This window comes from Streptomyces sp. NPDC005803 (assembly GCF_040630435.1).
Taxonomy (GTDB): Bacteria; Actinomycetota; Actinomycetes; order Streptomycetales; family Streptomycetaceae; genus Streptomyces.
This window is the reverse complement of the sequence record NZ_JBEXXO010000002.1, coordinates 157,866-178,670: the sequence shown is the minus strand read 5'-3', so window position 1 is coordinate 178,670 and position 20,805 is coordinate 157,866. Positions and strand designations below refer to the sequence as shown.

Sequence of the window (20,805 nt, the reverse complement as noted above, 5' to 3'; positions counted from 1 at the left end):
CGGCCGGCAGCGCGGAAGAGTGGGAAGAGTGCGGGGAGGTCGGTCGATGCCTCGGACGCGTTCGGTGGGACATGCTGCAACCCGGTGCGCCGTTCTCCCGGCCGGCCTCGACATCACCGGTCGGAGCGACGTGTGGGTACCGGAATCGTCCCCGGCTCACCTCACCGGGGGGAAACCTTCTGGACGGTGGTGTCGTCGGGGTCCAGCCGCCGCCCGTCCGCAGACAACACCTCCAGCGTGCGGAGGCGATGTCCCTGTCGGCGGTCGACCAGCTCTGAGTGTGGCTCGCCGGCGGCGAAGAAGTTCTCCTCGCCCCACTGCCGCAAAGCCACGATGACGGGGAAGAGGGCCTTGCCCTTCGCGGTCAGTACGTACTCGCGATAGGCGCTGCCGTCCGACGCGGGGACGGATTCGAGGACGCCGCCGGCGACCAGGGTGCGTAGACGCGCGGTGAGGATGTTCTTCGCCACGCCCAGGCTGCGCTGGAACTCTCCGAAGCGCCGGCTTCCGTCGAAGGCGTCGCGCACGATCAGCAGGGACCACCAGTCACCGATCGCGTCCACCGACCGGGCCACGGGACATTCGCTGTCGTCGAATCGCGTTCTGGTCACCATGGTGTCCCTCACTCTCGCACGGTCATGATGGTTGCAACATGCTACCAAGATGGATACCTTCACCGTCGGTAGCAAGATGAAACCAGATGGAGGGGCGCTGCTGATGGCGACCGACGGTGATGCTGTGACGCAAGGGACCGAGGGCCGAAGCGAGGGAGGTGCTGCGGACGCCTTCTCCCCAGGCCTCGTCATCCTGTTCGCCGTCGCCTGCGGTGCCGCGGTGGCCAACGTCTACTTCTCCCAGCCGCTCCTGGTGACCATGGGCCACGACCTCGCCATGAGCCCGGCACTCGTCGGCAGTGTGGTCACCCTCACGCATGTGGGATACGGGCTGGGACTCTTCTTCCTCGTGCCGCTGGGCGACGTGACCGACCGCCGACGGCTGATCGTGGCCCAGTTGCTGCTCCTGGTGGTGGCGCTGGCGGCGGTGGCCGCCGCTCCCACGGCGGCGGTCCTGCTCGCGGGGATGGCCGCCACGGGGCTGCTCGCGGTCGTCACGCAGACGCTGGTGGCGTTCGCGGCATCACTGGCCCCTCCCGCCCGGCGGGGACGCGTCGTCGGCCTGGTGACCAGCGGCGTGGTCATCGGAATCCTGCTCGCCCGCACCGCGTCCGGCCTCATGGCCGATCTTGCGGGCTGGCGCTCCGTCTACGTGGCCTCGGCGTCGCTCACCGCCCTGCTCGCCCTGGTCCTGTACCGAGTGCTGCCGCGCCACAGTGGCACTCCGCCGACAACGCTGCGCTACGGACAGCTCCTGCGCTCCACGATCACCCTGTTCGCACGGGAACGCCTGTTGCGGCTTCGGGCCCTGTTCGGGCTGCTGATCTTCGCCTCCTTCAGCACCCTCTGGAGCAGCGTCGCGCTGCCGCTCAGCGAGGCCCCGTACTTCCTGTCCCACAGCGCGATCGGGGCACTGGGGCTGATCGGCGTCGCCGGCGCCGTCGCCGCGACCGTCGCGGGCCGCCTCAACGACCGCGGACTCTCCCGGTGGACCACCGGCATCGCCCTGGCACTGCTCGCGGGATCGTGGCTGCCTCTGGCCTTCATGCGTAGCTCACTGTGGGCCCTGGTCGTCGGGGTGATTCTTCTCGACCTCGCCGTGCAGGCGGTCCACGTCACCAACCAAACCCTGATCTACGCGCTGCGACCGGAAGCCGGCAGCCGGCTGATCGGCGGATACATGGTCTTCTACTCGATCGGCAGCGCCACCGGCGCCATCGCCGCGACCTCGCTCTACACGGTGGCCGGCTGGGGCGCCGTATGCGCGCTGGGTGCCGCCTTCAGCTGCCTCGGGCTCCTGCTGTGGGCGTGCGCTGCGCACATCACCCCGGGCCCCGTCGCCTACGTGGCCTCTGGCGGCGAAGACTGAGCACCGTCGCCGAACGTCGGGCGGAGTGCCTCGCGGACGCATCATGCAGGGGGCCGACGAGGGTCTGGACGCCGCCGCCGGCACCCCGCGGTGCCGGCGACGAACGGCCGCCCCTCAGAAAGCCCGCCGCCGGCCCGTCAGGCGCGGCCCCGCAGCCGGTGCGCATGCGCCGGGTAGGCGCCCAGAATGCGCACCTCGGACGAGAAGAACCGCAACTCCTGCAGGGCGAGGGCGACACGGGGCTCGTCGGGGTGGCCCTCGATCTCCACGTAGAAGCGGCTGGGATTGAGCCCGGCGCCGATCTGGTAGCTCTCGATCTTGGTGAGGTTCACGGCGTTGCTGGAGAAGCCGCCGAGCGCCTTGTACAGCGCGCTGGGGATGTTCCGTACGCAGAAGAACAGGCTTGTCATCGTCGGCTCGCCGGTGTCCGGTGCGAGGGCGGAGTCCCGCGAGAGGACGACGAAGCGCGTGGTGTTGTCCGGGTCGTCCTCGACCTCGGAGCGCAGGACGTCCAGCCCGTAGAGCCGTGCCGCGGCCGGTGGGGCGAGCGCCGCATGCCGCGGATCACCCAGCTCGGCCACCTCTCGCGCCGCCCCGGCCGTGTCATCGCTGACGAGGGTGCGCCAGCCGCCCTCGCGCAACACTTTCCGGCACTGTCCAAGGGCGTGCACATGGCTGCGTACGCACTCCACCTGGTCAAGGGCCGTGCCTGGGACCGCCATCAGGTCGAAGCGGATGGCGAGAAAATACTCGGCGACGATGAACAGCCCCGACTCGGGCAGCAGATGGTGCACGTCCGCCACGCGTCCGGCCGCGGAGTTGTCCACCGGGATCACGGCGACATCGGCGTCGCCGAGTGTGACGGCGTCCAGAGCCTGCTCGAAGCCGGTACAGGCGAGCCCCCGTCCGTCGGGGAACAGGGCGTGGGCTGCCGTCGCCGAGTTGGATCCGGGTTCACCCTGATATGCGACCGTGGTCACGTGTTCAGCCTTCCGCTGCGGAGCTCTGGGGCCGGGCGGCAGAAGCTCTACCGCGAAGCGTACGTGGTGCAGTATGGGCGACCTGTCTCCACTCCGCGCACCAGGGGATGCCTGCCGCACCCCGCCGAACGGCAGGGGCACCCCCTGGTGCGCCGCCATGACCTCGGGCACGTCGACCACAGCCGTGGCCCCGGGCGTGGGTCAAGGACTGGTACGCAGGCAGCCTCACCCTTTCCAGGTCTTCCAGCGCTTCACGGTCCAGCGAGACGCGGAGGATGTTGCCCGTGAAGCCGGAGCTGCAGCGGTTCACAGCCGACGCCGCGCGTCACCGCGAGCGCGGCTACATCCACCTGGGGACCGCTACTGCTGCCGCGCTTCTGAACTCGCTGCGTCTGATCCATGGCACGCACGCTCTGTCCGATCTCCGCGGTGACCACCATGGGAGAGTCGGCGTCGGCCTGCGCGAGTAGGTCGCCGCCCGAAGCCCACATCGTGGAGCGGCCGCAGCCGGTCCACGGCCCGGCAGGTCCGACATGATTGGCCACGACGACGTGCTGATCGAAGTCCTTGGCGATGCCCGGATATACCACCGCCAGCTCTTCCACTCCGCCGCCCGTGCCGTACAGCGAGCTGGCCAGATGTACCTGACACCCATCGGCCGCACCCCGTGAGACCAGCTCGGAGAAGTGGTTGTCGAAGCACGTGGCAAGGGCGAAGCGCAGCCCGCCGAACTCGAATCGACCGTCATGCTGTCCTGCCACGAACAGGTCCCGCTCGTGCGCGAACAGGTGCTGCTTGCGGTACGTGGTGATCAGTTCGCCGTCGGGCCCGAAGACCAGCGTCTCGATGGCAGGGCGCCCCTCGTCGGTGGCCGCGGCGCAGTTGACGACCGTGGCGACACCACTCGCCCGGACCGCATCCAGCCGCGGGTCGTCCGCCTGCACCCAGAGGTCGCGGTCTGCAAGCAGAGCTTCGAGCTCGTACCCGGTCAACGCCAGCTCAGGGAACACCACCAGCTCGGCACCCCTCACACGCGCCGTGTCGGTGAGGGCGACCATCTGCCGCACATTGGCCGAAATGTCAGCAGGAACACAGCTGAACTGGGCTGTCGCGATTTTCATGCAATTGAGCATTCCAGCCCACCGTCCCGACGTTCACCGGGGGCGCTGCCGGAGGCTGATGATCGAAGCATCAGGTCCTGACGCCACCAGGAGACAGGCCCCACCCCCGCGCTCTTGCCCTTCGCCCCCGCCGTCCAGGTGTCAGGGAGTGGCACGGGCCGGCCGTCACACGTACCGACGGAGTCCGGCGCGGCGGTCCGATGAGCGGCCGTGGCAGGTGTGCCTGGTCAGTGTGCGGCCCTGGCAGGCGCGGTCTTCTTGCGGGCCCGGTAGGCAGCTGCCTTGATCTTGTTGCCGCAGGACTCCATGCCGCACCACTGCCGTCGCACGCCGCGGGACCTGTCGATGTAGACGCGGGTGCACTCGGGATTGCCGCATTCCTTCAGCAGGGGCACGTCCGGTCCACTGAGCAGTTCGACGGCGTGCCGGGCGACGGTGGACAGGGCCTGCGCGGGTGTCGCCTCGGTCCGGCGCCCGGACGGCGTGAGCTGCGGCGTGGCGGGCGGCTTGCGTGCGGCGTCGTTCAGCGCCGCGAGTGGCTCGCCGCCGAATTCCTCCCCGAGACGACGGGCTGTGACCAGCTGGTAGATCGCCTCCCGCACGGTCCTGGCCTGCTCGACATCGCCCTCCCCACCAGGGGTGAGGGTGTCGACGACGCCGGACTCCACATACCAGGCGTTCAGCCGGTCCGGCGTCACGAGCATCTCGAAGCGCGCCGACCGGCGGGCACGGAGGGTTGCCGCGAAGTCGAGGGCCGGGTTCCCGCAGACGAACACATGGTCAAGGTTCACGTCACCATTTTGACAGGTGACTGTTCAGTGTCGCAAGAACCGTGACCTGCCGGAGCGTGGCGAGCGGGCTCCACCAAGGGCTGGGTTCCTTGGACGCGAGACCTCGGGCGGGGCACCGGCTCGTACGTCGGGGGCCCGTCTTCTTGCGGCTGGACCCTGAGGCGTGAGCGGGCGACCTCTCCGGTACCCGGCCGCCCGAGTCACCGGATCAGCTCTTCAGCGCGTAGAAGCGCATCGGCGAGTTCGGCCTGAAGCCGATACGAGGGTAGACGGGCGCGCCCGCGACGGTTGCGTGCAGGGTGGCGCGGGTCAGGCCCGTGGCCCGTGCTCCCTCGTACAACGCTTTGCGCGTCACCGCCTCGCCGTAGCCCTTGCGTTCTCGGCCGGGATCGGTGGCGACGAGCACCACGAAGAGGCGGCCCTCCGCTTCCACGGTCGCGGCGCACGTCACCGGCACCCCGTCCCGCATGCCCAGGTAGGCGTGCACCTGGTCTTTCCACAGGGAGGAGCCGACGAGCCCGTCGCGGCCGTCCTCCAGGGGAAATCCGTAGGCGCGCGAGTTGATGTCGGCGAAGGCCTGCAGATGTTCGTCGGTGCTCACCCGGACGAACGTCAGGTCCGGATGGACCGGGTCGGGTACGGGGAGCAGGTCACCGGCCATGCCGGTGCCGGGAAACGCGTGCTCAAGGCCGGCCCGCCCTGCCGTGGCGTCCAGCCCGGTGCGTGCCTCGTCGTCGAGGAGATCATCGAATACCCAGAGGAAGCCCGGTTGCTTCTTCGAGCGCATGATGTCGGCCGCCTCGCTCACACGTTGCTCGACGAGGCCCGTATCCGCGCCGACCTCGGTCAGCGTGAGACAGTTCCAGAACGCGAACCGGCAGTCGGCCCAGCGAACGGCTATACCCGGCAGGTCGCGCACGTCCGCACCGGCATCGCGGTCCAGCACCATGGCGCGCCACACCACGGCGAGCTGTTCCATTGATTCGATCGACTCCGCGAGATCTGACACCGCAGCTCCTGAACCTTGTCGGGTGTGCGAAGAGTCGGCCGCGCAGAACAGCGGCCCTCGGATGCTGGGATCATAGAAGCCGATCCGGAGCCTGTGCGGGCCCCCTGAAGGACCTGGCCGGTTTTCACGGCAGGTCGGTCGGCCCGGCTCGACCGGTGGAATGTCCGGCCGCGATGTGGCGGGGCTCCCGCGCGGCGGTCTGTTCGAGGCGGTACTCGGAGGGCGGACGCGATGCGCGGCGCCGCTGCCCGCCGATCGCGGCCCGGCGCTCAGCAGGTGCGGGTGCGCATCCGCCCCTGACGGTGAGACACCCGGGCCGGCCATTCAGGGCAGCTCCTCTCGTCCCCGGACGCGGAGCGTGCCTTCATCATCAGTGTGTCCGACACCCTGCAGGAGGCGCTGGCCTCAGCAGCTCGATCGTTCCTGCCCGAAGCCGCCGGACGATGGCCCGAGACGGATGAGCTTCGGGAATACGGAATCAGCGCCGAAGCCGCGACCGAGGTTCTGGACCTTCTCTCGAACTCGGCAGCTCGCGCACGCTCGGTGGGGTTTCGCCTGTACTGCTGGTGGGCCCTTCGATGCCAGGCGGCCGCGCTGGAGTCATCGAGCCTCAGCAGGCGCCGGTCACCGTTGTCGACACCGTGCCTTGCATGCCCCTCATACCGGCCGTCGGACGGTCAGCTTATGCGAGGGGCAGGACTTGCTCAGCTCGCCGTTCTCGGCTTGAAGCTGCTGGTCGAGGGCGGACGCGTACACCGGCTGCTGCAACAGGGGGCGCCGGGGGTCCGTTGCCGCCGGTCGGTGAAGTCCGGGCGGAGCACGCGCACGTGACCGCTGCCCCGGGCGGCTTCGGCGGACGCGGGCTCGCCGCGTCCGCCGGGCAGGCTCCGGATCCGCAACGCTGAGCGTCAGCTCGCTGCCCGTGCGGGGGCCGGTGCGTTGCGGTGTCGTACGAAGATCGCCGTGGGGACAGCGATGACGAGCAGGGTGATGCCCCCGATGAGCAGTCCGAGGTGAACGGCGTCGGTGAAGGCGCGTGCTGCGGAGTCGGTGACGGTGTGGGCGAGTGTGGTCGGCAGGGAGTTCGCGCTGTCGCCGTGGACGGCTCCCTCCGTGATGTGGGAGGCGTCCGGGGCCGGCACACCGGAGGAGACCAGCCGTTCTTCCAGGTAGCGGGGGAACCTGGTGGTGACGATGGTTCCGAGGACGCTGGGGCCGAGTACCGAGCCGATCTGTCGGAACATGTTGACGGTCGCGCTGGCCATGCCGGCCTGCAGCCGGGGGACGCTGTTGACGGCGGCGGCGGTTGAGGGCGCGGTCAGCAGTGCCGAGCCGATGCCGGCGATCAGCAGACCGGGCCACAGGGCGCCGTAGCCGGTGAAGGGGCCGATGGCCAGCAGGGCCAGTGCGCCGCCGCCCAGGACGACGAGGCCGGCCGTGAGGGTGAGGGCGAAGCCGATCTTCTGGACGAGGCGTCCGGCGAGGGCGCTGACTGCGATGTAAGTGGCGAACATGGCCAGCAGCCGGACGCCGGTAGCCAGCGCGGACAGTTGCTGGACACGTTCCATGTAGAGGACGGCGAGCAGGGAGGTGCCGACGAAGCCGAACATGGAGGCCGCTGCGACGCCCATGATCGCGCTGTACGACGGGTTGCGGAAGAGGCGCAGGTCCAGCATGGGGTCGTGGTGGCGGGCTTCGACGGTGAGGAACAGTACGAGGGAGACGGCGAAGACGCCGTACACGGTGATGATGCGGCCCGAGGCGTAGCCGGAGGAGCCGCCCTCGATGATGGCGTAGGTCGCGGACGCGATCATGACGGTTCCCAGCAGGACGCCGGCGAGGTCCAGTCGCCGGGTCGGGTGCTTGGATTCCGGCACCATGAACGGCGTCAGGACCACCGTGAGCGCGCCGATCACGACGTCGATCAGGTACACCGCGTGCCAGGTGAAGCTTCCCAGGAGCAGCCCGGCGCCGAGCGGGCCGACGGCCAGGCCGAGGCCGGAGCAGCTGGCCCAGGTGCCGATCGCCTTGGTCCGCTGGTGCGGGTCGGTGAAGGAGTGGCTGACGATCGACAGGCTGGCGGGCAGGACGGCCGCGCCGCCCACGCCCATGACCGCCTGCGCGGTGATCAGCAGTCCCGTGCCATCGGCGGCGAAGGCCAGCAGGCTGCCACCGGTGAACACCACTGCTCCGCCGAGGAAGACGGCGCGGCGTCCGACCAGGTCGGCGAGGGTGCCGGCGAACATCACCAGGGTGGCGACGACCAGGGAGTAGGCGCTGGTCACCCATACCAGCGTGCTCGCGGACGGATGCAGGTCCCGCTGGATGGCGCCGAGCGCCCCGATGGTGGAGGAGACGTTGACGAACGCCATCATCACGCCGAGGCAGACGGTGAGCACTCCGCGCCATGGGTGCGCGGGTATGCCGACCGTCGATGCGGCGGGGGCGATGGGGGGTGCGGTGCGCGTACCGGAGGGCTGGCTGCTGTTTTGCATAGCCAGGAACGTAGCAGTCTGGCTTCTGAAAACGCTAGTCAGGTTAGGATGGGTTCATGGAACGCGCTGACCTGCAGGACGACGAGACGGTGTTCACGCGCACGGGCGAGTTCGCCGACCGGGACGCTTTCACCGCGGCCGGATGGTGCGCCATGGAACGGTCCCTGGAAGTGGTGGGCACCCGCTCGGCGATGATGCTGGTGAGAGAGGCGTTCTACGGCGGGCGCCGCTTCGACGACCTGGTCCGGCGTACCGGCCTCGCGGAGACGGTCGCCTCCAAGCGGCTGCGCCAGTTGGTGGCCGACGGGCTGATGGAGCGGCAGCCCTACCGGGTGCCGGGTGCGCGCACCCGCCACGAGTACGTGCTGACCGACCGGGGCCGCGCCCTGTTCCCGCTGTTCGTCGCGTTGATGAACTGGGGCCGGCAGGCGGACGGCGTGCAGGGCGGGGTCGAACTCGTGCACGCCGACTGCGGTGAGCTGCTCGTCCCGGCTGTGCGGTGCGAAGCCGGCCATGACGTGCCCATCGACGAGACCGAGGCGCGGCTGGCGCGCTTCCACCCGACGGCCGACGAGCAGTCGCGACAGGTCGTGCAGGGGCGAAAGCGGTAGGCGCGGGCCCCGCCGTCAGTCCGTGAAAGCTGCGTTCAGGCATGCGAGCGCCCCGCCAAGCGAAGGGTCCGTCGACCTGGCACGGGCAAGGACGCTCCTCCCGGCTCGGTCAAGGACCTCGTCCTCCCCGTCCTGCGCCGGCTGACACCACCTCGTCACCCTCGTCACCGCAGCCCAGGCATTCCTCACCCCCAGGCGGCTCGACCCCGACGGTCTGCCTCGCCAGCAGAGGGCCGAGGACTCGGCCGGCCCGCTCCCCGGGCTCTGTTGCGGTGACTTTTGCTGCTGGACATCCGCAACCATGCCTGGATCTCTGGTGGCAGAGGGCTTCGCCATGTAGCGTCTTTTCCAGATGCCGTGGTTCCTCGGCTGCCCGCGCTTCGGCGCGGGCGCTTTGCTGTACAGGGGCCAGGGCATCCTGTGGGTCCGTGTGGTGCGGACCCTGGACACGATTGAGAGGCACCGGCATGGCCAGCGGAACCGTCAAGTGGTTCAACGCCGAAAAGGGTTTCGGTTTCATCCAGCAGGACGGCGGCGGGCCGGACGTCTTCGCCCATTACTCGAACATCAACGCCACCGGCTTCCGTGAGCTCCAGGAGGGTCAGGCCGTGACCTTCGACATCACGCAGGGCCAGAAGGGCCCGCAGGCGGAGAACATCACGTCCGCCTGATCGCATGGTGACCCGGGCCGCCGGAGCGTGCTCCGACGGCCCGGGTCGCGGTGAAGAGGGGTGGGACGGCTGCCCCGACGTCCGCGCACGTCCGCTGCATGGACGCCGCCACCTCGCTGACGCGCTGCACCTGATCAGCGGTCAGGCGTCGCAGGTCCCAGATCAACTCGGCCATGTCGACCGCCGCCGGCTCCGGACCCCGAAGCTCCACGGACAGCGTGGTGCCGGTCAGAGCGGCCAGGTCGTCCGGGGCGATGCCCAGCACGGTCCCGAAGTCGTGAACCAGGTCGGCGGTCAGCGCCTTGCGGCCCGATCCGACCATTCCGTACGTGGAAGCGGACCAGTACCGGCCGGTGAGATGGGCGAAGATCCGAGCCATGCCCATCCAGTCCAGGTTCCGGTACCTGAGCATGCGCACGAGAAGGGCCCCCGGTGGACCGACCGGCGGGTCATAGTCCTGCGGGACCGGCGGGGACTGCACGCAGTCGTACGGTCCCAACGACCTGACGAACTCGAGCAGTTCACCTCTCTCCTCCTGCGGAAGGCCTGCGGGGTGTCCCACGGCACGGGGACCCATCTCCGGGCGTCTGCGTCCAGGGGCGCGAGGTCGTCGGGAATCGTCGCTCCCGCGATCACGCATACGTTCACGGCGTGCAGGCCGAGCGCGGGTCCGAGCCGCCGGAGCAGCGACGGGCTGGGCATGACGCCGGCGAGCACCCCCTCCAGTTCGGCTTCCAGGACCCCGGCTCGTCGCGCGAGGGCGCCGGCGTCCAAGCTCTTGCGGTCGGACAACGCAGCGAGCAGCCCACCGAAGCCCGGATAGTTCGTCATGCCGCCGGCGTAGAGCGACATCGCACCCCCGTGCGCAAGTGCGTCAGTTCGGGCGGCAGTTCCGATCGAGCCCACACCCGGAGGCTTTTGACACCACAAGTTCACGTCGGGTAGCAAGGCGAGGTTGCTCGGCGGATCATGGCGGGGTCACACGTCGCCGCGCATCGACGGTGGCGGAAGGGGTGTGGGCCCGCGCTCCGCTGTCGCGGTCGGAGCGAGGCCGGAGGCGGCTGAGCGTGGGGAGGGTCCTGCCTCGGCAAGACCATTCGGCAGGTCCGGGTGTGCGGATCTTGGGCGTGGGTAGTCGGAACGACGTCCGGAACCCGGATACCCGCGACACCGGAGGATGGCCATGGCAGTGCCCAAGACGAGCGTGCTGGTGCTGGACTGTGCGGAGCCGGAGGAACTGGCCGACTTCTACGCCGCGTTACTCAACGCGGAAGTCCGTGTCGGCCACGAGCCCGATATCGTCGAGGTCGTGGGCCACAGCGGGGTGCATCTCGCGATCCGCAGGGACCACGGTTACGCACCGCCCAGTTGGCCACGGCCCGATGATTCCCAGCAGGCGCATCTGCGCATTCTGGTGGCTCGTGAGGATATCGACGAGGCGGAGCGCGAGGCCGTCGGTCTCGGCGCGCGCCCTCTGGATACGAAGAACAACGGAGGCGTCCGTGACGCGCGCCTCTATTCCGATCCTGCCGGACACCCCTTCACCATGGCCACACCCGGCTGATCCGCCGGACAGGCCCTGTCCGGCCCGCTGCGTGGGACGCCCTGGTGTCCCCGCGAAGCACCCCGCGCATCCGCGAACCTGCAAAGGAGTTCATATGTCTTCCTCGATTGTCGAGACAGTAGATATGAAGGCCCCCGTTGCCATCAGCTGGGCACTGTGGAGTGATGTGACGCAGTGGCCCAGGTTCCTCAGCCATGTCAAGCGCGTCGATCCGCTGGACGGGCGTCGGTTCGGCTGGCAGCTCGCTCTGCCCGGGGTCGACAAGAGCTTCGTCGCTGAACTCACCGAGGTCGTAGCGGAAGACCGGATTGCCTGGAAGACGACGGAGGGCGTGCATCACGCCGGTGTGGTCACCTTCCATCGACTGGACGACGAGTCGAGCCGGTTGACGCTGCAGATCGAGTACGACCCCCAAGGCTTCGTGGAGCACTTGGGAGCCCTCACCAATCTCGACTCCGTTCTGGCCAACTACGACCTCGGAGAGTTCCAGAAGCTGGCCGAGCGGACCGCCGCAGGCGACGTGCGGTGAACGTTCTCTGACCAGCCGTAGTCCCGACGCGAGCCCTCGATCAGGGTGCTGAGTCGGTACGGTCATGACCCTTCACCTGCACGCGTTCAGCTACCCCGTGGGCGGCATGGGGAGCTGCTGGGATACGGGCGGATCTCCGAGCGGTGAGGAAGCGCCGGAGGAGTGGTGGGCCGTGACGACTCCGCGGCGGCCGCTGCCGGCACACGCCCGGCCCGGGGGCGCGGCCGGCGCGCTCCGTACTCCAGGAGCTGTCCGCCCGTCGGAGCCGCCGGCTTGGAGCAGGTACGGGAGGACCAGTTCGGTCCGCCCGTGAGCGGCATCGACTCCCGGCGTCGGGAAGACCCGTGTGGCACCGGCCCTCGGCCGGTGTACTCGTCTGCATGTGCCCGGCGGAGGGACATGGACGATGCGGGTCGACGCCGCCGTCGAGAGATCGTCCGGACCGCCTCGGGCCGGACGAAGGGGCCCAGGCCGTGCCCAGCCCTCTTGTCCGCGCCGCTCGTCGCCGGTGCGGCCCGGGGAATCGGACAGCTCGACGGCTTGGCATCGTAAACTCCCCTGCGCGGAAACGGTGCTCGCCCCAGGGCGCGTCCGCACCGCCCGGGCAGCCGGGCGGCGCTGGCCCGCTCCGGGGAAGCTGCACACATAGTTCCGGCCCCTCCGGGCACACGAAAGGTGACCCGAGCTCCAGCAGGCACACATCTGAGCCTGTCCGAGCCCTGCGGCCCCACCAGCTCCTGCTGGTGGGGCCGACTCAAGCCCGGACCGCTTCACGGCCGATGGCCGGTACTGCCGGTCGAGCTGTGTCGGGTGCGTGTACGGTGCGGCGACTTCTATCCGGGGAGCACGGAAAGGGCCCGGAGCCGGGCGTGCTTGACGGTCCAGCCCGAGACATCGAGCGCTATGTACCGGGCGGTCGCGCCGACGGTGAGACCGGTCGTGGTGTTGCGGCCCCGCAGCGTTCCACCGGGCTTGTACGTGACGCCGTCGTCGCTGAACTCGACCGTCGCCCGCGGCACCCTGTTCGTGGTCCACTCCGCGAGCACGCGCTCGACGGGGCGGACGGATCCGAGGTCCACGACCATCCGCGCCTGCTCGGAACCCGGGGTCCACGACGTCCTCCCGTCGCCGTCCACCGCAGCCGACGGATCGGACATGCCGGCGGGTCGTGGGGCGTTCGGAAACGTGTCGCATCCCAGCGCGGCGTCGGCCAGTGGATAGGGGACGGCGTCGCGCAACGACACCGTCGCGGTGCGGCCGCGGCGCAGGCGCACCTTCGTGCGTCGGCCGTCGTCCGCCGTCACGATCAGCTCGCACGACGGCCCGGTGAGACGGACGGTCGCGGCGTCGACCACATCGGCGCGGACACCCGGCGGCACGGTCCGTCCCCTTGCCGGGAGCAGGGTGAACCGGGCCGCGGCGACAGCCGCGCTCGCCCCGTTCAGTTCGGCCGTGAAGTCTGTGCCGGAGGCGGTCACCGTCTGCGAACCGGCGTACAGAACGGTGCCGGTTCCCTGCCGGGGCAGAGCCACCACGGTCTCCACGGCGTCGGGGGAGAGGTTGAACAGGCTCAGGTGCCCGCCGACGGTACTGGCGTGAACGGAGGGGTTCTCAGCCCGCGGCGCCTCCCGCGATGCCGCGACTCTCAGCGCGGTGGGGTCTCCGGTCGGATGGCCCTCGACGGTGAGGGCCTCGGCAGGACCGTCGGACAGCACCACCATGTCGCCGTACACGGCGAGGGGATTGGCGGCGCCACGGACCACGAGCCCGGCCCTGCCGTCCACGGAGAGCCAGCCGCCCCGGCTGGTGAGTTCGGCCTCGGGGAAACTGGCCAGTTCGGTCCAGTGCACCCCGTCATCGGATGCCTGTACCTGGTACTTGGCCGCGGCAGCGGTCTCCCAGGCCAGGGTGACGTGGTCGAAGGCGACGCTGCTGCCGAGGTCCACCGTCAGCCAGCTGTCCTGGCGGGTGCGTTCGCTCACGGCGACGGCCCAGCGGGTGGTCTCGTCGCCGTCCAGCACATGTGCGGCCTCGTGCCCCGCAGCTGCTGACGAAGCGGTGACTGCGGCTCCGCGGGCGATGTCCGCGCCGGCCGCGCCGTCCTGGACGGAGAAGGAGTAGAGGGAGTACCCGTACTGGGGGTGTCCGGAGACACCCTGCATGCGGACGAAGCGGTAGGAGCCGCGGGCGAGAACGAGGGCGTCCACCCGGGGACCGGCACCGCCGGAGGTGTTCCCGCTGTCCTTCGATTTCACCTGCACCGAACCCTCGGCCGAGGTGTACGTACGGCTGCCGTCCAGGCCCGCCAGCCCCGGCATCGTCAGGTTGTGTATCTGCAGGCGCCCCTCACCGGCGGCCGTACCGCTCGTCGCGTAGACGACCGCACCCGACGGGAGGGTGGTGAACCCCGCGATTCCGGTGTCGAGTTCGAGGACGGAGGCGGTCGCGTCGAGACCGTCGCGGACCCTGCGGTAGGTCGTGACCGAGCGTCGCAGCACCTTGCCCCCCGTCGAGGGCAGGAACATCGGAGTGTTGCCGCTCAGCGCGAACAGCCAGTCGTCGTGCGCGGGCTGCCAAGCGAACTTGACGAAACCGGGCTTGCTCACCGAGGCCGCCCACGCCGCCGGCGTCTGCTGGACCACCAGGCCGGGACCCCCGGCGAAGTCCCTTACTCCGGAGGCCTGTTCGTAGAACTCCGCATCGGACAGCGGTGTCACGACCCCGCCGTTGGCCGCTCGCCATCGGTGCAACAGGTAGCTGATGGCGATCTCGGCCCGGGCCTCGGGTTCGTACTTCGCCTCACCCGAGAACTTGGCGAGCCGGTACTTCGGCGCGTATGCCTGGTAGGGCACGAGCCGCTTCGCCATGGCCGCCTCCGCCCAAGCGGCGGCACGGTCCCCGGTCACCTGGGCGAGGAAGGCCAGCGGGATCACATCGCGTCCGTAGAGGTGTTCGCGGTCCGCGACCATGGGCATCAGTGGTTCGCCCGCGTCGCTCATCACCATGAGCAGAGTGCGCCACAGCGGCCCGGCGTTCGGCTGCGCGGTCAGGACCTGCGGCAGGGGACGGCCCGCGGCGATGAAGTGAGCGGCGTTACGGCCCGAGGTACGCCACAGCTCCTCCTGGTAGTGGGGGCCGAAGGAGTTGTGGTTTTCCACGATGAACGTGTCGTAGAGATTCGTCGCGGTGTTCGCCTGGACGGCGACCCCGTCGACCAGGGCAGGATTGGCCAGATCCGCCGCGGGCAGCCCCGCTTCGTTACGCGTCCACCGGCCGAAGGCGGCTGCCCACTCCTCGTAGCGGGAATCGGTGGGGGCCCAGGCAAGGCCCGGTGCCAGCGACTGGGCGTAGACGCCCATCTCCTCGAGCTTGGTGTCACCGACGTAGCCGCCCTTCAGCCCGTTCGGCGTCCAGCTTCCGGAAGCGGGGTCGGTCTTGCTGCCGAGGGCTGTGGTGTATTGCGCCTGTTCGCGGGCGATCGTGTCGACGTTCTGCCGCGTGCCGGCATCCAGCTGATCCCAGAGCAGCCGGGCGGCGAGTACGAAGTACAGCTGGAAGGTCGTGTCGAAGAACAGCGTGCGCCCCCACTCCGTGCCACCGGTGAGGCGATTGGAGGCCGCGAAGTGCTTGATGGTGGCCAGTGTGCGGGAACGCAGCTCGTCCTCGCCGATGCCGGCGGCCCCGGCGTCGTAGACCCCCTGGGTCAGGAGCACGGCGTTGCCGAGCACCACCGCGAAGCCGAAGTCCTTGGCGGTGTAGTGCCCGCGCGAGGAGTCCCACTGCGTCTCCGCCCAGCGCGTGTGCGTCAGCAGCACCTGGTAGTAGGTCTCCGCGATGCTGTCCCGCTCCTCCTCGCCGTCGTGGTGACGGCCGCCGGTGGCTGCTGACCGGGTAGCGGCTGCTGCCACGCCGGGGAGGGCCAGTGAGCCTGCGGACAACATCCCTGTCAGCCCAGCAAGTTGGATGAATCTACGCCGGTCGTAAGAGGTCGGGATATCCGTCATGAGGCCCTCCGGGCGGTGACAACGTTGTCAGATTGCGGCCATCCTGTCCCCTGACTCGGTGTCCGTCAAGGCTTCTGCCTGCGGCGCGTTCCGTGTGCGGGGGTTCCGCCTTGGCTCGCACGGCTCGCACGGGTGCGCAGAGCGCAAGGCATGCCTGCCCGACCGCAGGGGGGCACACGAAGAATGACGGGCGCTTCGGCGGCTGCCTCGGGGCAGAGGGCGGCGGATGCCTCGGCGGTCGTCCGGGTCAGAGGAACGGCATGCGCGTATGTGTCGACCATGTCGCCGTGCAGCCAATCCCCAGGACTCCGACGAGGCAAGCCGAGGCCGCTCGCCCGTTGTCAGGTTTGCGGCGTCCAGCTCGCAACCATGGCGAGGAGACCGGGGAACCGGGCGTTCAGGTCGGCGACGCGGACATGGCTGCGGCGTTCGAGCCCGTACTGGCGCTGACGAATGACCCCGGCCTCGCGCAGCGCCTTGAAGTGGTGTGTGAGCGACGACTTGGGCCGGTCGAAGCCGAACCAGCCGCAGGTGTGGTCGAAGTTCTCCGACTCCAGCAGCAGTTTGCGGACGATCGTGAGCCTGAGGGGGTCGCTGAGCGCACCGAACACGGTCTCCAGGCGGAGTGCGTCCAGGGCGGGCTCCGGCAGCGGTTCGGGCAGGTCGGAGGGCTCGGGGAGCACTCTGATACCGGGTGCGACGGCCGCGTTCGCGGACATGGGCAGCTCCTCACCGCGCGATTCTTATGTACGACTGTAATCGTACTGCATGCTAAGTTCGATTAAAGTCGTACTGTCGGAGCCAGCCGAAAGACGAACGGGAGGAACAGCCATGTCCGAGACCCGGACCGAGTCCGTAGGGGCCGTCGGCGGGGGCCAGCGCACAGGCATCCCAGAAGCCAGCCGGCGACCGAGCGCCGCGCCGTTACGGTGGGTGTGGCTGGCGGCATGGCCGGTCACCGCCGTCTTCGTGCTCTCGAACGCCGCGACGCCGCTGTACGTGCTGTGGCAGCGCGACATCGGATTCTCCCAAGGCACCCTGACCGTGGTGTTCGCGTTCTACATCGTCGGTCTGATCGGCTCACTGCTGGTCTCCGGCGTGGTCTCCGACCGGGTCGGCCGCAAACCCGTCCTGCTGCCCGCTCTGGTGCTCGCCCTCGCGGCCTGCCTGATCTTCGCGACCGCCACCGGTGTGGCCGCACTCATCGTGGCGCGACTGTTCACCGGGGTCGCGGTCGGTGCCGTCGTCTCGGCGGGTATGGCCGCGGTGTCCGACATCGCCGGGCCCGAGCGCAAGCGCGTCGCCGCCCTGCTCGCCTCCTGTGCCATGGTCTTCGGTGCCGGGCTCGGCCCGTTGATCGCCGGTGTCATGTCCGAGATGGCGCCCGCCCCGACCGTGAGCGTCTTCGTCGTAGAGGCCGTCCTCCTGGCCACCGCGCTGCTCGTGGTGCTGCGCATGCCGGTGCGTCGTCCCGCCGTGCGCGTCCAGGGTGCCTGGGTGCGAGTGCCTGGGGTCCCGTCCGGCAACGGCCGCCAACTCGTCCTTGGCATCGCCGTGTTCGCGCCCGGCATCACGGCCACGTCCTTCGTGCTCTCGCTCGGCCCCTCGCTGCTGTCCGACCTGCTCGGCACCACCAGCCGGATCGTCGCCGGTGGCATGGCGTTCGTCATGTTCCTCGCCGCCACCGGGGTGCAGTTCGCCGTGCGGAGATTGCGCCGCCGCACCATCCTCACGGCCGGCGCGGCCAGTACCGCGCTGAGCATGATCACGCTGATCGTTGCCGTACAGACCTCGGCGGTGGCCGTGCTCGTCCTTTCGGCCCTGCTCGCGGGGGCGGGCCAGGGCATGGGACAGCTCGGCGGTCTCTCGCTGCTCAACTCAACGGTCCCGCCCCAGCGCCTTGCCGAGGCCAATGCCGCGCTCAACGTGGGTGGCTACCTCCCGGCCGGCATCCTGCCGGTCTCCGCCGGCTACCTCAGCGACGCGGTGGGCCTGACCAGCGGTACCACGATCTTCGGCACCGTCCTGCTGGGCCTGGCGGTCCTCGGCGGCCTGGTGGTCCTTGCCACCCGGCACCGGGTGACGGACTCGGCCTGAAGGATCGGGAAGGAGCGGCCTTCGCGGGGAGCGGTCCACGACTCGCCGACCTCCTGCGCAGACGCCAGGAGGCCCAAGCCGGAGTGGCAGTGGGAGGGGGAGGGGGCGTGGGCCACCGACGTCCACCTGTGTGCCGCAGGCCCACAGCCGGAGCGCCGGCCTGCACGGTCGCGTCACCCTGGAACGCGGCGGCTGCCCCCTGCCGTGAGCGGCGCTTTCACCCGTGCGGCAGGCGTGTGGTCCACGGACCCGTTCGGGTCGTGCCCGAAGGCGGAGTGCGGTGCACGGTCGTAGACAGGGACCATGACTGAGGAGAAGACATCGTGGCACCCGGGCGAGATCGTGCCCGCCAGCGGGATCTATGAATGCGACTGTGGCAGCAAGCATCACTGGAGTACGGACGTGAAGGGCCATCGCTTCCCGCCGCTCCCCTCCCCGTGCCCGGGCGAGTTCTGGACGCTGCAGACGGAGGCGCATCCTGACAACTTCCTCGGCTGACCCGTCCGCCACGGTGGCGAGTACCTCGCTCACCACCCCACCCCACCCCGCACCTGGTGCGCGGGGGGAACCACCCCGCGCACACCGCTCGCCGCAGCCGGAGTCACACCGTGGCCGGTGGCCGGCCGCCGGAAGGTGCCGCCCGGGGTGCGGCGGACAGTGAGTGGCGTGAGTATCGAGGTGCGGGCGGTGGCCCCGGCCCGGGTCCTTCATGTCGGCCTGTCCCGGTGCGTGGGCCGTTCCTGTCTCCGACCACCAGGGGGGCCTGGAGGTGTGTGCGTATGCCGCGGCCGTTGTGGACGGGTGCGATCAGTTTTGGCCTGGTCACGATCCCTATCAAGATCATCAGTGCGACCGAGGACCACTCGATCCACTTTCGCCGGGTGCATCTGGAGGACATGGGACGGGTCCGCACACGCAAGGTCTGCGAGATCAACGACGAGCCACTGGAGCAGGAGGAGATCGGCAAGGGTTACGAGGTCTCGAAGGACGAGGTCGTCACCGTCACCGACCAGGAACTCGAGTCGATGCCGCTGCCGACCGCGAAGGCGATCGAGATCGTCGCGTTCGTCGACGCGGGCACCATCGACCCGGTCCGGATCGGCGACAGCTACTACCTCGGCATCGACGGCCAGGTCGCGGCCAAGCCGTACACCCTGCTCCGCAAGGCATTGGAGCGGTCCGACAAAGTCGCGGTGGCGAAATTCGCGTGGCACGGACGCGAGCGGCTCGGGCTGCTCCGGGTCCGTGAGGGGGCGATCGTGCTGCACTCCATGCACTGGCCCGACGAGGTCCGCAGCCCCGATTCGCTCGCACCGCGACCGGTGGAGCTGGACGAGGCAGAGATCGACCGGGCGGTCCAGCTCACCGAGAACATGGCCACCGACGACATCGCCCAGTTCCGGGACCGCTACCGCGAGGCCTTGGAAGAGCTGATCGAGGCGAAGTCCGAGGGCAAGGAGCGCCCCGAGCCGGCCGAAGGCGAGCAGCAGGAGTCCGGGCAGGTCATGGACCTGATGGCCGCCCTGAACGCCTCCGTCAAGGCGGCGAAGGAAAGCCGCGGTGAAGAGGGGGAGGACGCCACCGTGCACGAGATGCGGCCACGCAAGAAGGCCGGCCCCAAGAAGCCGGCGGCCAAGAAGGCCACGGCGAAGAAGAGCCCGGCCGCGAAGAAGCGCTCCGCGTCCTGACCGGCTGCCGGCAGGCGGCGCGGTGGTGCGGCGCCTGCCGGCAGTCGCGACCTGCCGCACCATGACCGGGCCGTCCGCCTGCCGGACGATCGCGTGGATGCGCCGGTAGTCCGGGCGACTCCTCCACACCCGGTCGCGGTGCGATGTGCCTCCCGGCGCGGCGAGTTCGCTCAGGTGGTGCGGCGGGCCCTGCGGCGGCGCACGGCGACGGCGGTGCCGCCGCCGGCGAGGATCAGCGCCGCGGCCACCCCGCCCAGAGCCGCGGTGGTGTCGTTCGTGCCGGTCTCGGCGAGGGTGGAGCGCTTCACCGGAGTCGACGGAGTGCTGTTGGCCTTCATGGTCCCGTCGATCCAGTCCGCATAGGCGGGCGCGCTGGAGTAGAGGCCAGGGCCCTGCGAGCACGGCACCTTCGGGGCGCCGGGCCCGGAGGTGACGCCGATCAGTTCCCAGCGGCCGTCCCGGCCCATCCGGACCTGCGGTCCGCCGGAGTCCCCGAAGCACGCCATGGCGTCGGGCACGGTAGTGATCGTGCACAGCCGGGTCCGGTCCGCATACCCGGGCGCGCACTCGGACTCAGCGCCCCTGCGGGTGTTGAGTTCCCGCAGCCGGTCCGGGAACGCGAACTCGGTGTCGGACGTGGTGCCGAAGCCCAGGAGCCGGGTCGGAGTGCCGGGCTTGCCAGGCTGCTCGGCGATCTTGACGGGTTCTCCGGCGACCGGACGGTCCAGTCGAATCAGTGCCATGTCGTCCTTGTTGGCGGCTTTGTTGTCGCCGTTCACATAGCCGGGGTGGACGAAGGTCCGGTCGATCTTCCGGACGGTGCCGCCGGACTTGCGGTGGTCGCTGCCGACGCGCACGATGCCCTCCAGCTCGAGGTCCTCGCCCTCCACGCAGTGGGCCGCCGTCAGCACCCACTGCTCATCGATCAGCGATGCCCCGCAGGTTCCGTCGAGCAGACCGGCCTTCGGGGCCGACACGGGAACGGTCGCCATGAACGAGTAACTCTCGGTGGAATCCGACCCGTTGACGATGGCCCCGGCGCTGCCGGCCATGACGGTGGCGCAGGCCGCGGCGGCGAGGGTGCCGACAGCAGCGGCGCGGGCGGTACGGCGGTGCGGCGGCTTGAAGCTGAACACAGAGGTTTTCCCTTTTTGCTTGGTGGATCTGTACTCGATTCGTACGCTTTCAGCCTCGTCATGCCAGGGCCGCCGGGCCATCCGGGCAGCGGGCGGGTCGATGGTGGGGCCAGCCCCCCTTCTGTA

General features: G+C 69.7%; 18 protein-coding genes. 8 read left to right on the top strand and 10 right to left on the bottom strand.

Features of this window, described 5'->3' with window-relative positions:
- Nucleotides 1-161: 161 nt before the first annotated feature.
- A complete protein-coding gene (locus ABZ454_RS03465) occupies nt 162-614 on the bottom strand; it encodes a helix-turn-helix domain-containing protein (RefSeq protein WP_359535879.1) in 453 nt (150 codons plus the stop codon).
- 103 nt (nt 615-717) lie between these two features.
- Between ABZ454_RS03465 and ABZ454_RS03460 the strand changes: the two genes are divergently transcribed.
- Nucleotides 718-1,983 (top strand): MFS transporter, encoded by a 1,266-nt coding sequence (locus ABZ454_RS03460; protein WP_359536168.1) that lies wholly within the window; start codon nt 718-720, stop codon nt 1,981-1,983.
- Nucleotides 1,984-2,120: 137 nt separating this feature from the next.
- Here ABZ454_RS03460 and ABZ454_RS03455 read toward each other — a convergent pair whose 3' ends face one another.
- The 5 genes from ABZ454_RS03455 to ABZ454_RS03435 all read right to left on the bottom strand — a co-directional run bounded on the left by ABZ454_RS03455 (nt 2,121) and on the right by ABZ454_RS03435 (nt 8,379).
- Nucleotides 2,121-2,963, bottom strand: a complete 843-nt coding sequence (locus tag ABZ454_RS03455) for a prephenate dehydratase (RefSeq protein WP_359535878.1) — start codon at nt 2,961-2,963, stop codon at nt 2,121-2,123.
- Between the two features lie 251 nt (nt 2,964-3,214).
- Nucleotides 3,215-4,084 (bottom strand): carbon-nitrogen hydrolase family protein, encoded by an 870-nt coding sequence (locus ABZ454_RS03450; RefSeq protein WP_359535877.1) that lies wholly within the window; start codon nt 4,082-4,084, stop codon nt 3,215-3,217.
- Between the two features lie 227 nt (nt 4,085-4,311).
- The gene (locus ABZ454_RS03445; protein ID WP_356322232.1) at nt 4,312-4,875 is read right to left on the bottom strand and encodes a CGNR zinc finger domain-containing protein; all 564 of its coding nucleotides are present in this window, start codon (nt 4,873-4,875) and stop codon (nt 4,312-4,314) included.
- 208 nt (nt 4,876-5,083) lie between these two features.
- Entirely contained in the window at nt 5,084-5,884 is an 801-nt protein-coding gene (locus ABZ454_RS03440) for a GNAT family N-acetyltransferase (RefSeq protein ID WP_356322233.1), read from the bottom strand.
- A gap of 908 nt (nt 5,885-6,792) precedes the next feature.
- Nucleotides 6,793-8,379, bottom strand: coding sequence for an MFS transporter (locus ABZ454_RS03435; protein WP_359535876.1), 1,587 nt, complete (start codon nt 8,377-8,379; stop codon nt 6,793-6,795).
- Between the two features lie 56 nt (nt 8,380-8,435).
- Between ABZ454_RS03435 and ABZ454_RS03430 the strand changes: the two genes are divergently transcribed.
- Complete coding sequence (locus ABZ454_RS03430) at nt 8,436-8,990, top strand: helix-turn-helix domain-containing protein (RefSeq protein ID WP_359535875.1); 555 nt, start codon at nt 8,436-8,438, stop codon at nt 8,988-8,990.
- Between the two features lie 467 nt (nt 8,991-9,457).
- The gene (locus tag ABZ454_RS03425) at nt 9,458-9,661 is read left to right on the top strand and encodes a cold-shock protein (RefSeq protein WP_136326921.1); all 204 of its coding nucleotides are present in this window, start codon (nt 9,458-9,460) and stop codon (nt 9,659-9,661) included.
- On the opposite strand, the gene ABZ454_RS03420 is transcribed toward ABZ454_RS03425, so the two are convergent.
- Nucleotides 9,648-10,073, bottom strand: a complete 426-nt coding sequence (locus ABZ454_RS03420; RefSeq protein ID WP_359535874.1) for a hypothetical protein — start codon at nt 10,071-10,073, stop codon at nt 9,648-9,650. The genes ABZ454_RS03425 and ABZ454_RS03420 overlap by 14 nt on opposite strands.
- Nucleotides 10,074-10,844: 771 nt before the next feature.
- Here ABZ454_RS03420 and ABZ454_RS03415 point away from each other — a divergent pair.
- Nucleotides 10,845-11,225, top strand: a complete 381-nt coding sequence (locus ABZ454_RS03415; protein ID WP_356314825.1) for a VOC family protein — start codon at nt 10,845-10,847, stop codon at nt 11,223-11,225.
- A gap of 94 nt (nt 11,226-11,319) precedes the next feature.
- On the top strand, nt 11,320-11,754 hold the full coding sequence (locus ABZ454_RS03410) for an SRPBCC family protein (protein WP_356314822.1): 435 nt from the start codon (nt 11,320-11,322) through the stop codon (nt 11,752-11,754).
- Nucleotides 11,755-12,587: 833 nt separating this feature from the next.
- On the opposite strand, the gene ABZ454_RS03405 is transcribed toward ABZ454_RS03410, so the two are convergent.
- Nucleotides 12,588-15,758 (bottom strand): discoidin domain-containing protein, encoded by a 3,171-nt coding sequence (locus ABZ454_RS03405; protein WP_359535873.1) that lies wholly within the window; start codon nt 15,756-15,758, stop codon nt 12,588-12,590.
- 341 nt (nt 15,759-16,099) lie between these two features.
- On the bottom strand, nt 16,100-16,477 hold the full coding sequence (locus tag ABZ454_RS03400) for an ArsR family transcriptional regulator (RefSeq protein WP_359535872.1): 378 nt from the start codon (nt 16,475-16,477) through the stop codon (nt 16,100-16,102).
- 112 nt (nt 16,478-16,589) lie between these two features.
- Here ABZ454_RS03400 and ABZ454_RS03395 point away from each other — a divergent pair, with 112 nt between their 5' ends.
- From ABZ454_RS03395 to ABZ454_RS03385, 3 genes are all read left to right on the top strand, one after another.
- Nucleotides 16,590-17,855 (top strand): MFS transporter, encoded by a 1,266-nt coding sequence (locus ABZ454_RS03395; RefSeq protein ID WP_359535871.1) that lies wholly within the window; start codon nt 16,590-16,592, stop codon nt 17,853-17,855.
- Nucleotides 17,856-18,158: 303 nt separating this feature from the next.
- Nucleotides 18,159-18,353 (top strand): hypothetical protein, encoded by a 195-nt coding sequence (locus ABZ454_RS03390; RefSeq protein ID WP_356314809.1) that lies wholly within the window; start codon nt 18,159-18,161, stop codon nt 18,351-18,353.
- 281 nt (nt 18,354-18,634) lie between these two features.
- The gene (locus tag ABZ454_RS03385) at nt 18,635-19,543 is read left to right on the top strand and encodes a Ku protein (RefSeq protein ID WP_356314806.1); all 909 of its coding nucleotides are present in this window, start codon (nt 18,635-18,637) and stop codon (nt 19,541-19,543) included.
- A gap of 170 nt (nt 19,544-19,713) precedes the next feature.
- Here the strand turns inward: ABZ454_RS03385 and ABZ454_RS03380 are convergent, their stop codons facing one another.
- On the bottom strand, nt 19,714-20,679 hold the full coding sequence (locus ABZ454_RS03380; RefSeq protein ID WP_359535870.1) for a serine protease: 966 nt from the start codon (nt 20,677-20,679) through the stop codon (nt 19,714-19,716).
- Nucleotides 20,680-20,805 lie beyond the last annotated feature (126 nt).

What these genes read in the sequence shown, in the direction of transcription:
- ABZ454_RS03430 (WP_359535875.1), top strand. Translation starts at nt 8,436, where the DNA reads ATGGAACGCGCTGACCTGCAGGACGACGAGACGGTGTTCACGCGCACG.
- ABZ454_RS03435 (WP_359535876.1), bottom strand. Translation starts at nt 8,379, where the DNA reads ATGCAAAACAGCAGCCAGCCCTCCGGTACGCGCACCGCACCCCCCATC.
- ABZ454_RS03400 (WP_359535872.1), bottom strand. Translation starts at nt 16,477, where the DNA reads ATGTCCGCGAACGCGGCCGTCGCACCCGGTATCAGAGTGCTCCCCGAG.
- ABZ454_RS03385 (WP_356314806.1), top strand. Translation starts at nt 18,635, where the DNA reads ATGCCGCGGCCGTTGTGGACGGGTGCGATCAGTTTTGGCCTGGTCACG.
- ABZ454_RS03460 (WP_359536168.1), top strand. Translation starts at nt 718, where the DNA reads ATGGCGACCGACGGTGATGCTGTGACGCAAGGGACCGAGGGCCGAAGC.
- ABZ454_RS03410 (WP_356314822.1), top strand. Translation starts at nt 11,320, where the DNA reads ATGTCTTCCTCGATTGTCGAGACAGTAGATATGAAGGCCCCCGTTGCC.
- ABZ454_RS03450 (WP_359535877.1), bottom strand. Translation starts at nt 4,084, where the DNA reads ATGAAAATCGCGACAGCCCAGTTCAGCTGTGTTCCTGCTGACATTTCG.
- ABZ454_RS03465 (WP_359535879.1), bottom strand. Translation starts at nt 614, where the DNA reads ATGGTGACCAGAACGCGATTCGACGACAGCGAATGTCCCGTGGCCCGG.
- ABZ454_RS03405 (WP_359535873.1), bottom strand. Translation starts at nt 15,758, where the DNA reads ATGACGGATATCCCGACCTCTTACGACCGGCGTAGATTCATCCAACTT.
- ABZ454_RS03425 (WP_136326921.1), top strand. Translation starts at nt 9,458, where the DNA reads ATGGCCAGCGGAACCGTCAAGTGGTTCAACGCCGAAAAGGGTTTCGGT.
- ABZ454_RS03390 (WP_356314809.1), top strand. Translation starts at nt 18,159, where the DNA reads ATGACTGAGGAGAAGACATCGTGGCACCCGGGCGAGATCGTGCCCGCC.
- ABZ454_RS03420 (WP_359535874.1), bottom strand. Translation starts at nt 10,073, where the DNA reads ATGCTCAGGTACCGGAACCTGGACTGGATGGGCATGGCTCGGATCTTC.
- ABZ454_RS03395 (WP_359535871.1), top strand. Translation starts at nt 16,590, where the DNA reads ATGTCCGAGACCCGGACCGAGTCCGTAGGGGCCGTCGGCGGGGGCCAG.
- ABZ454_RS03415 (WP_356314825.1), top strand. Translation starts at nt 10,845, where the DNA reads ATGGCAGTGCCCAAGACGAGCGTGCTGGTGCTGGACTGTGCGGAGCCG.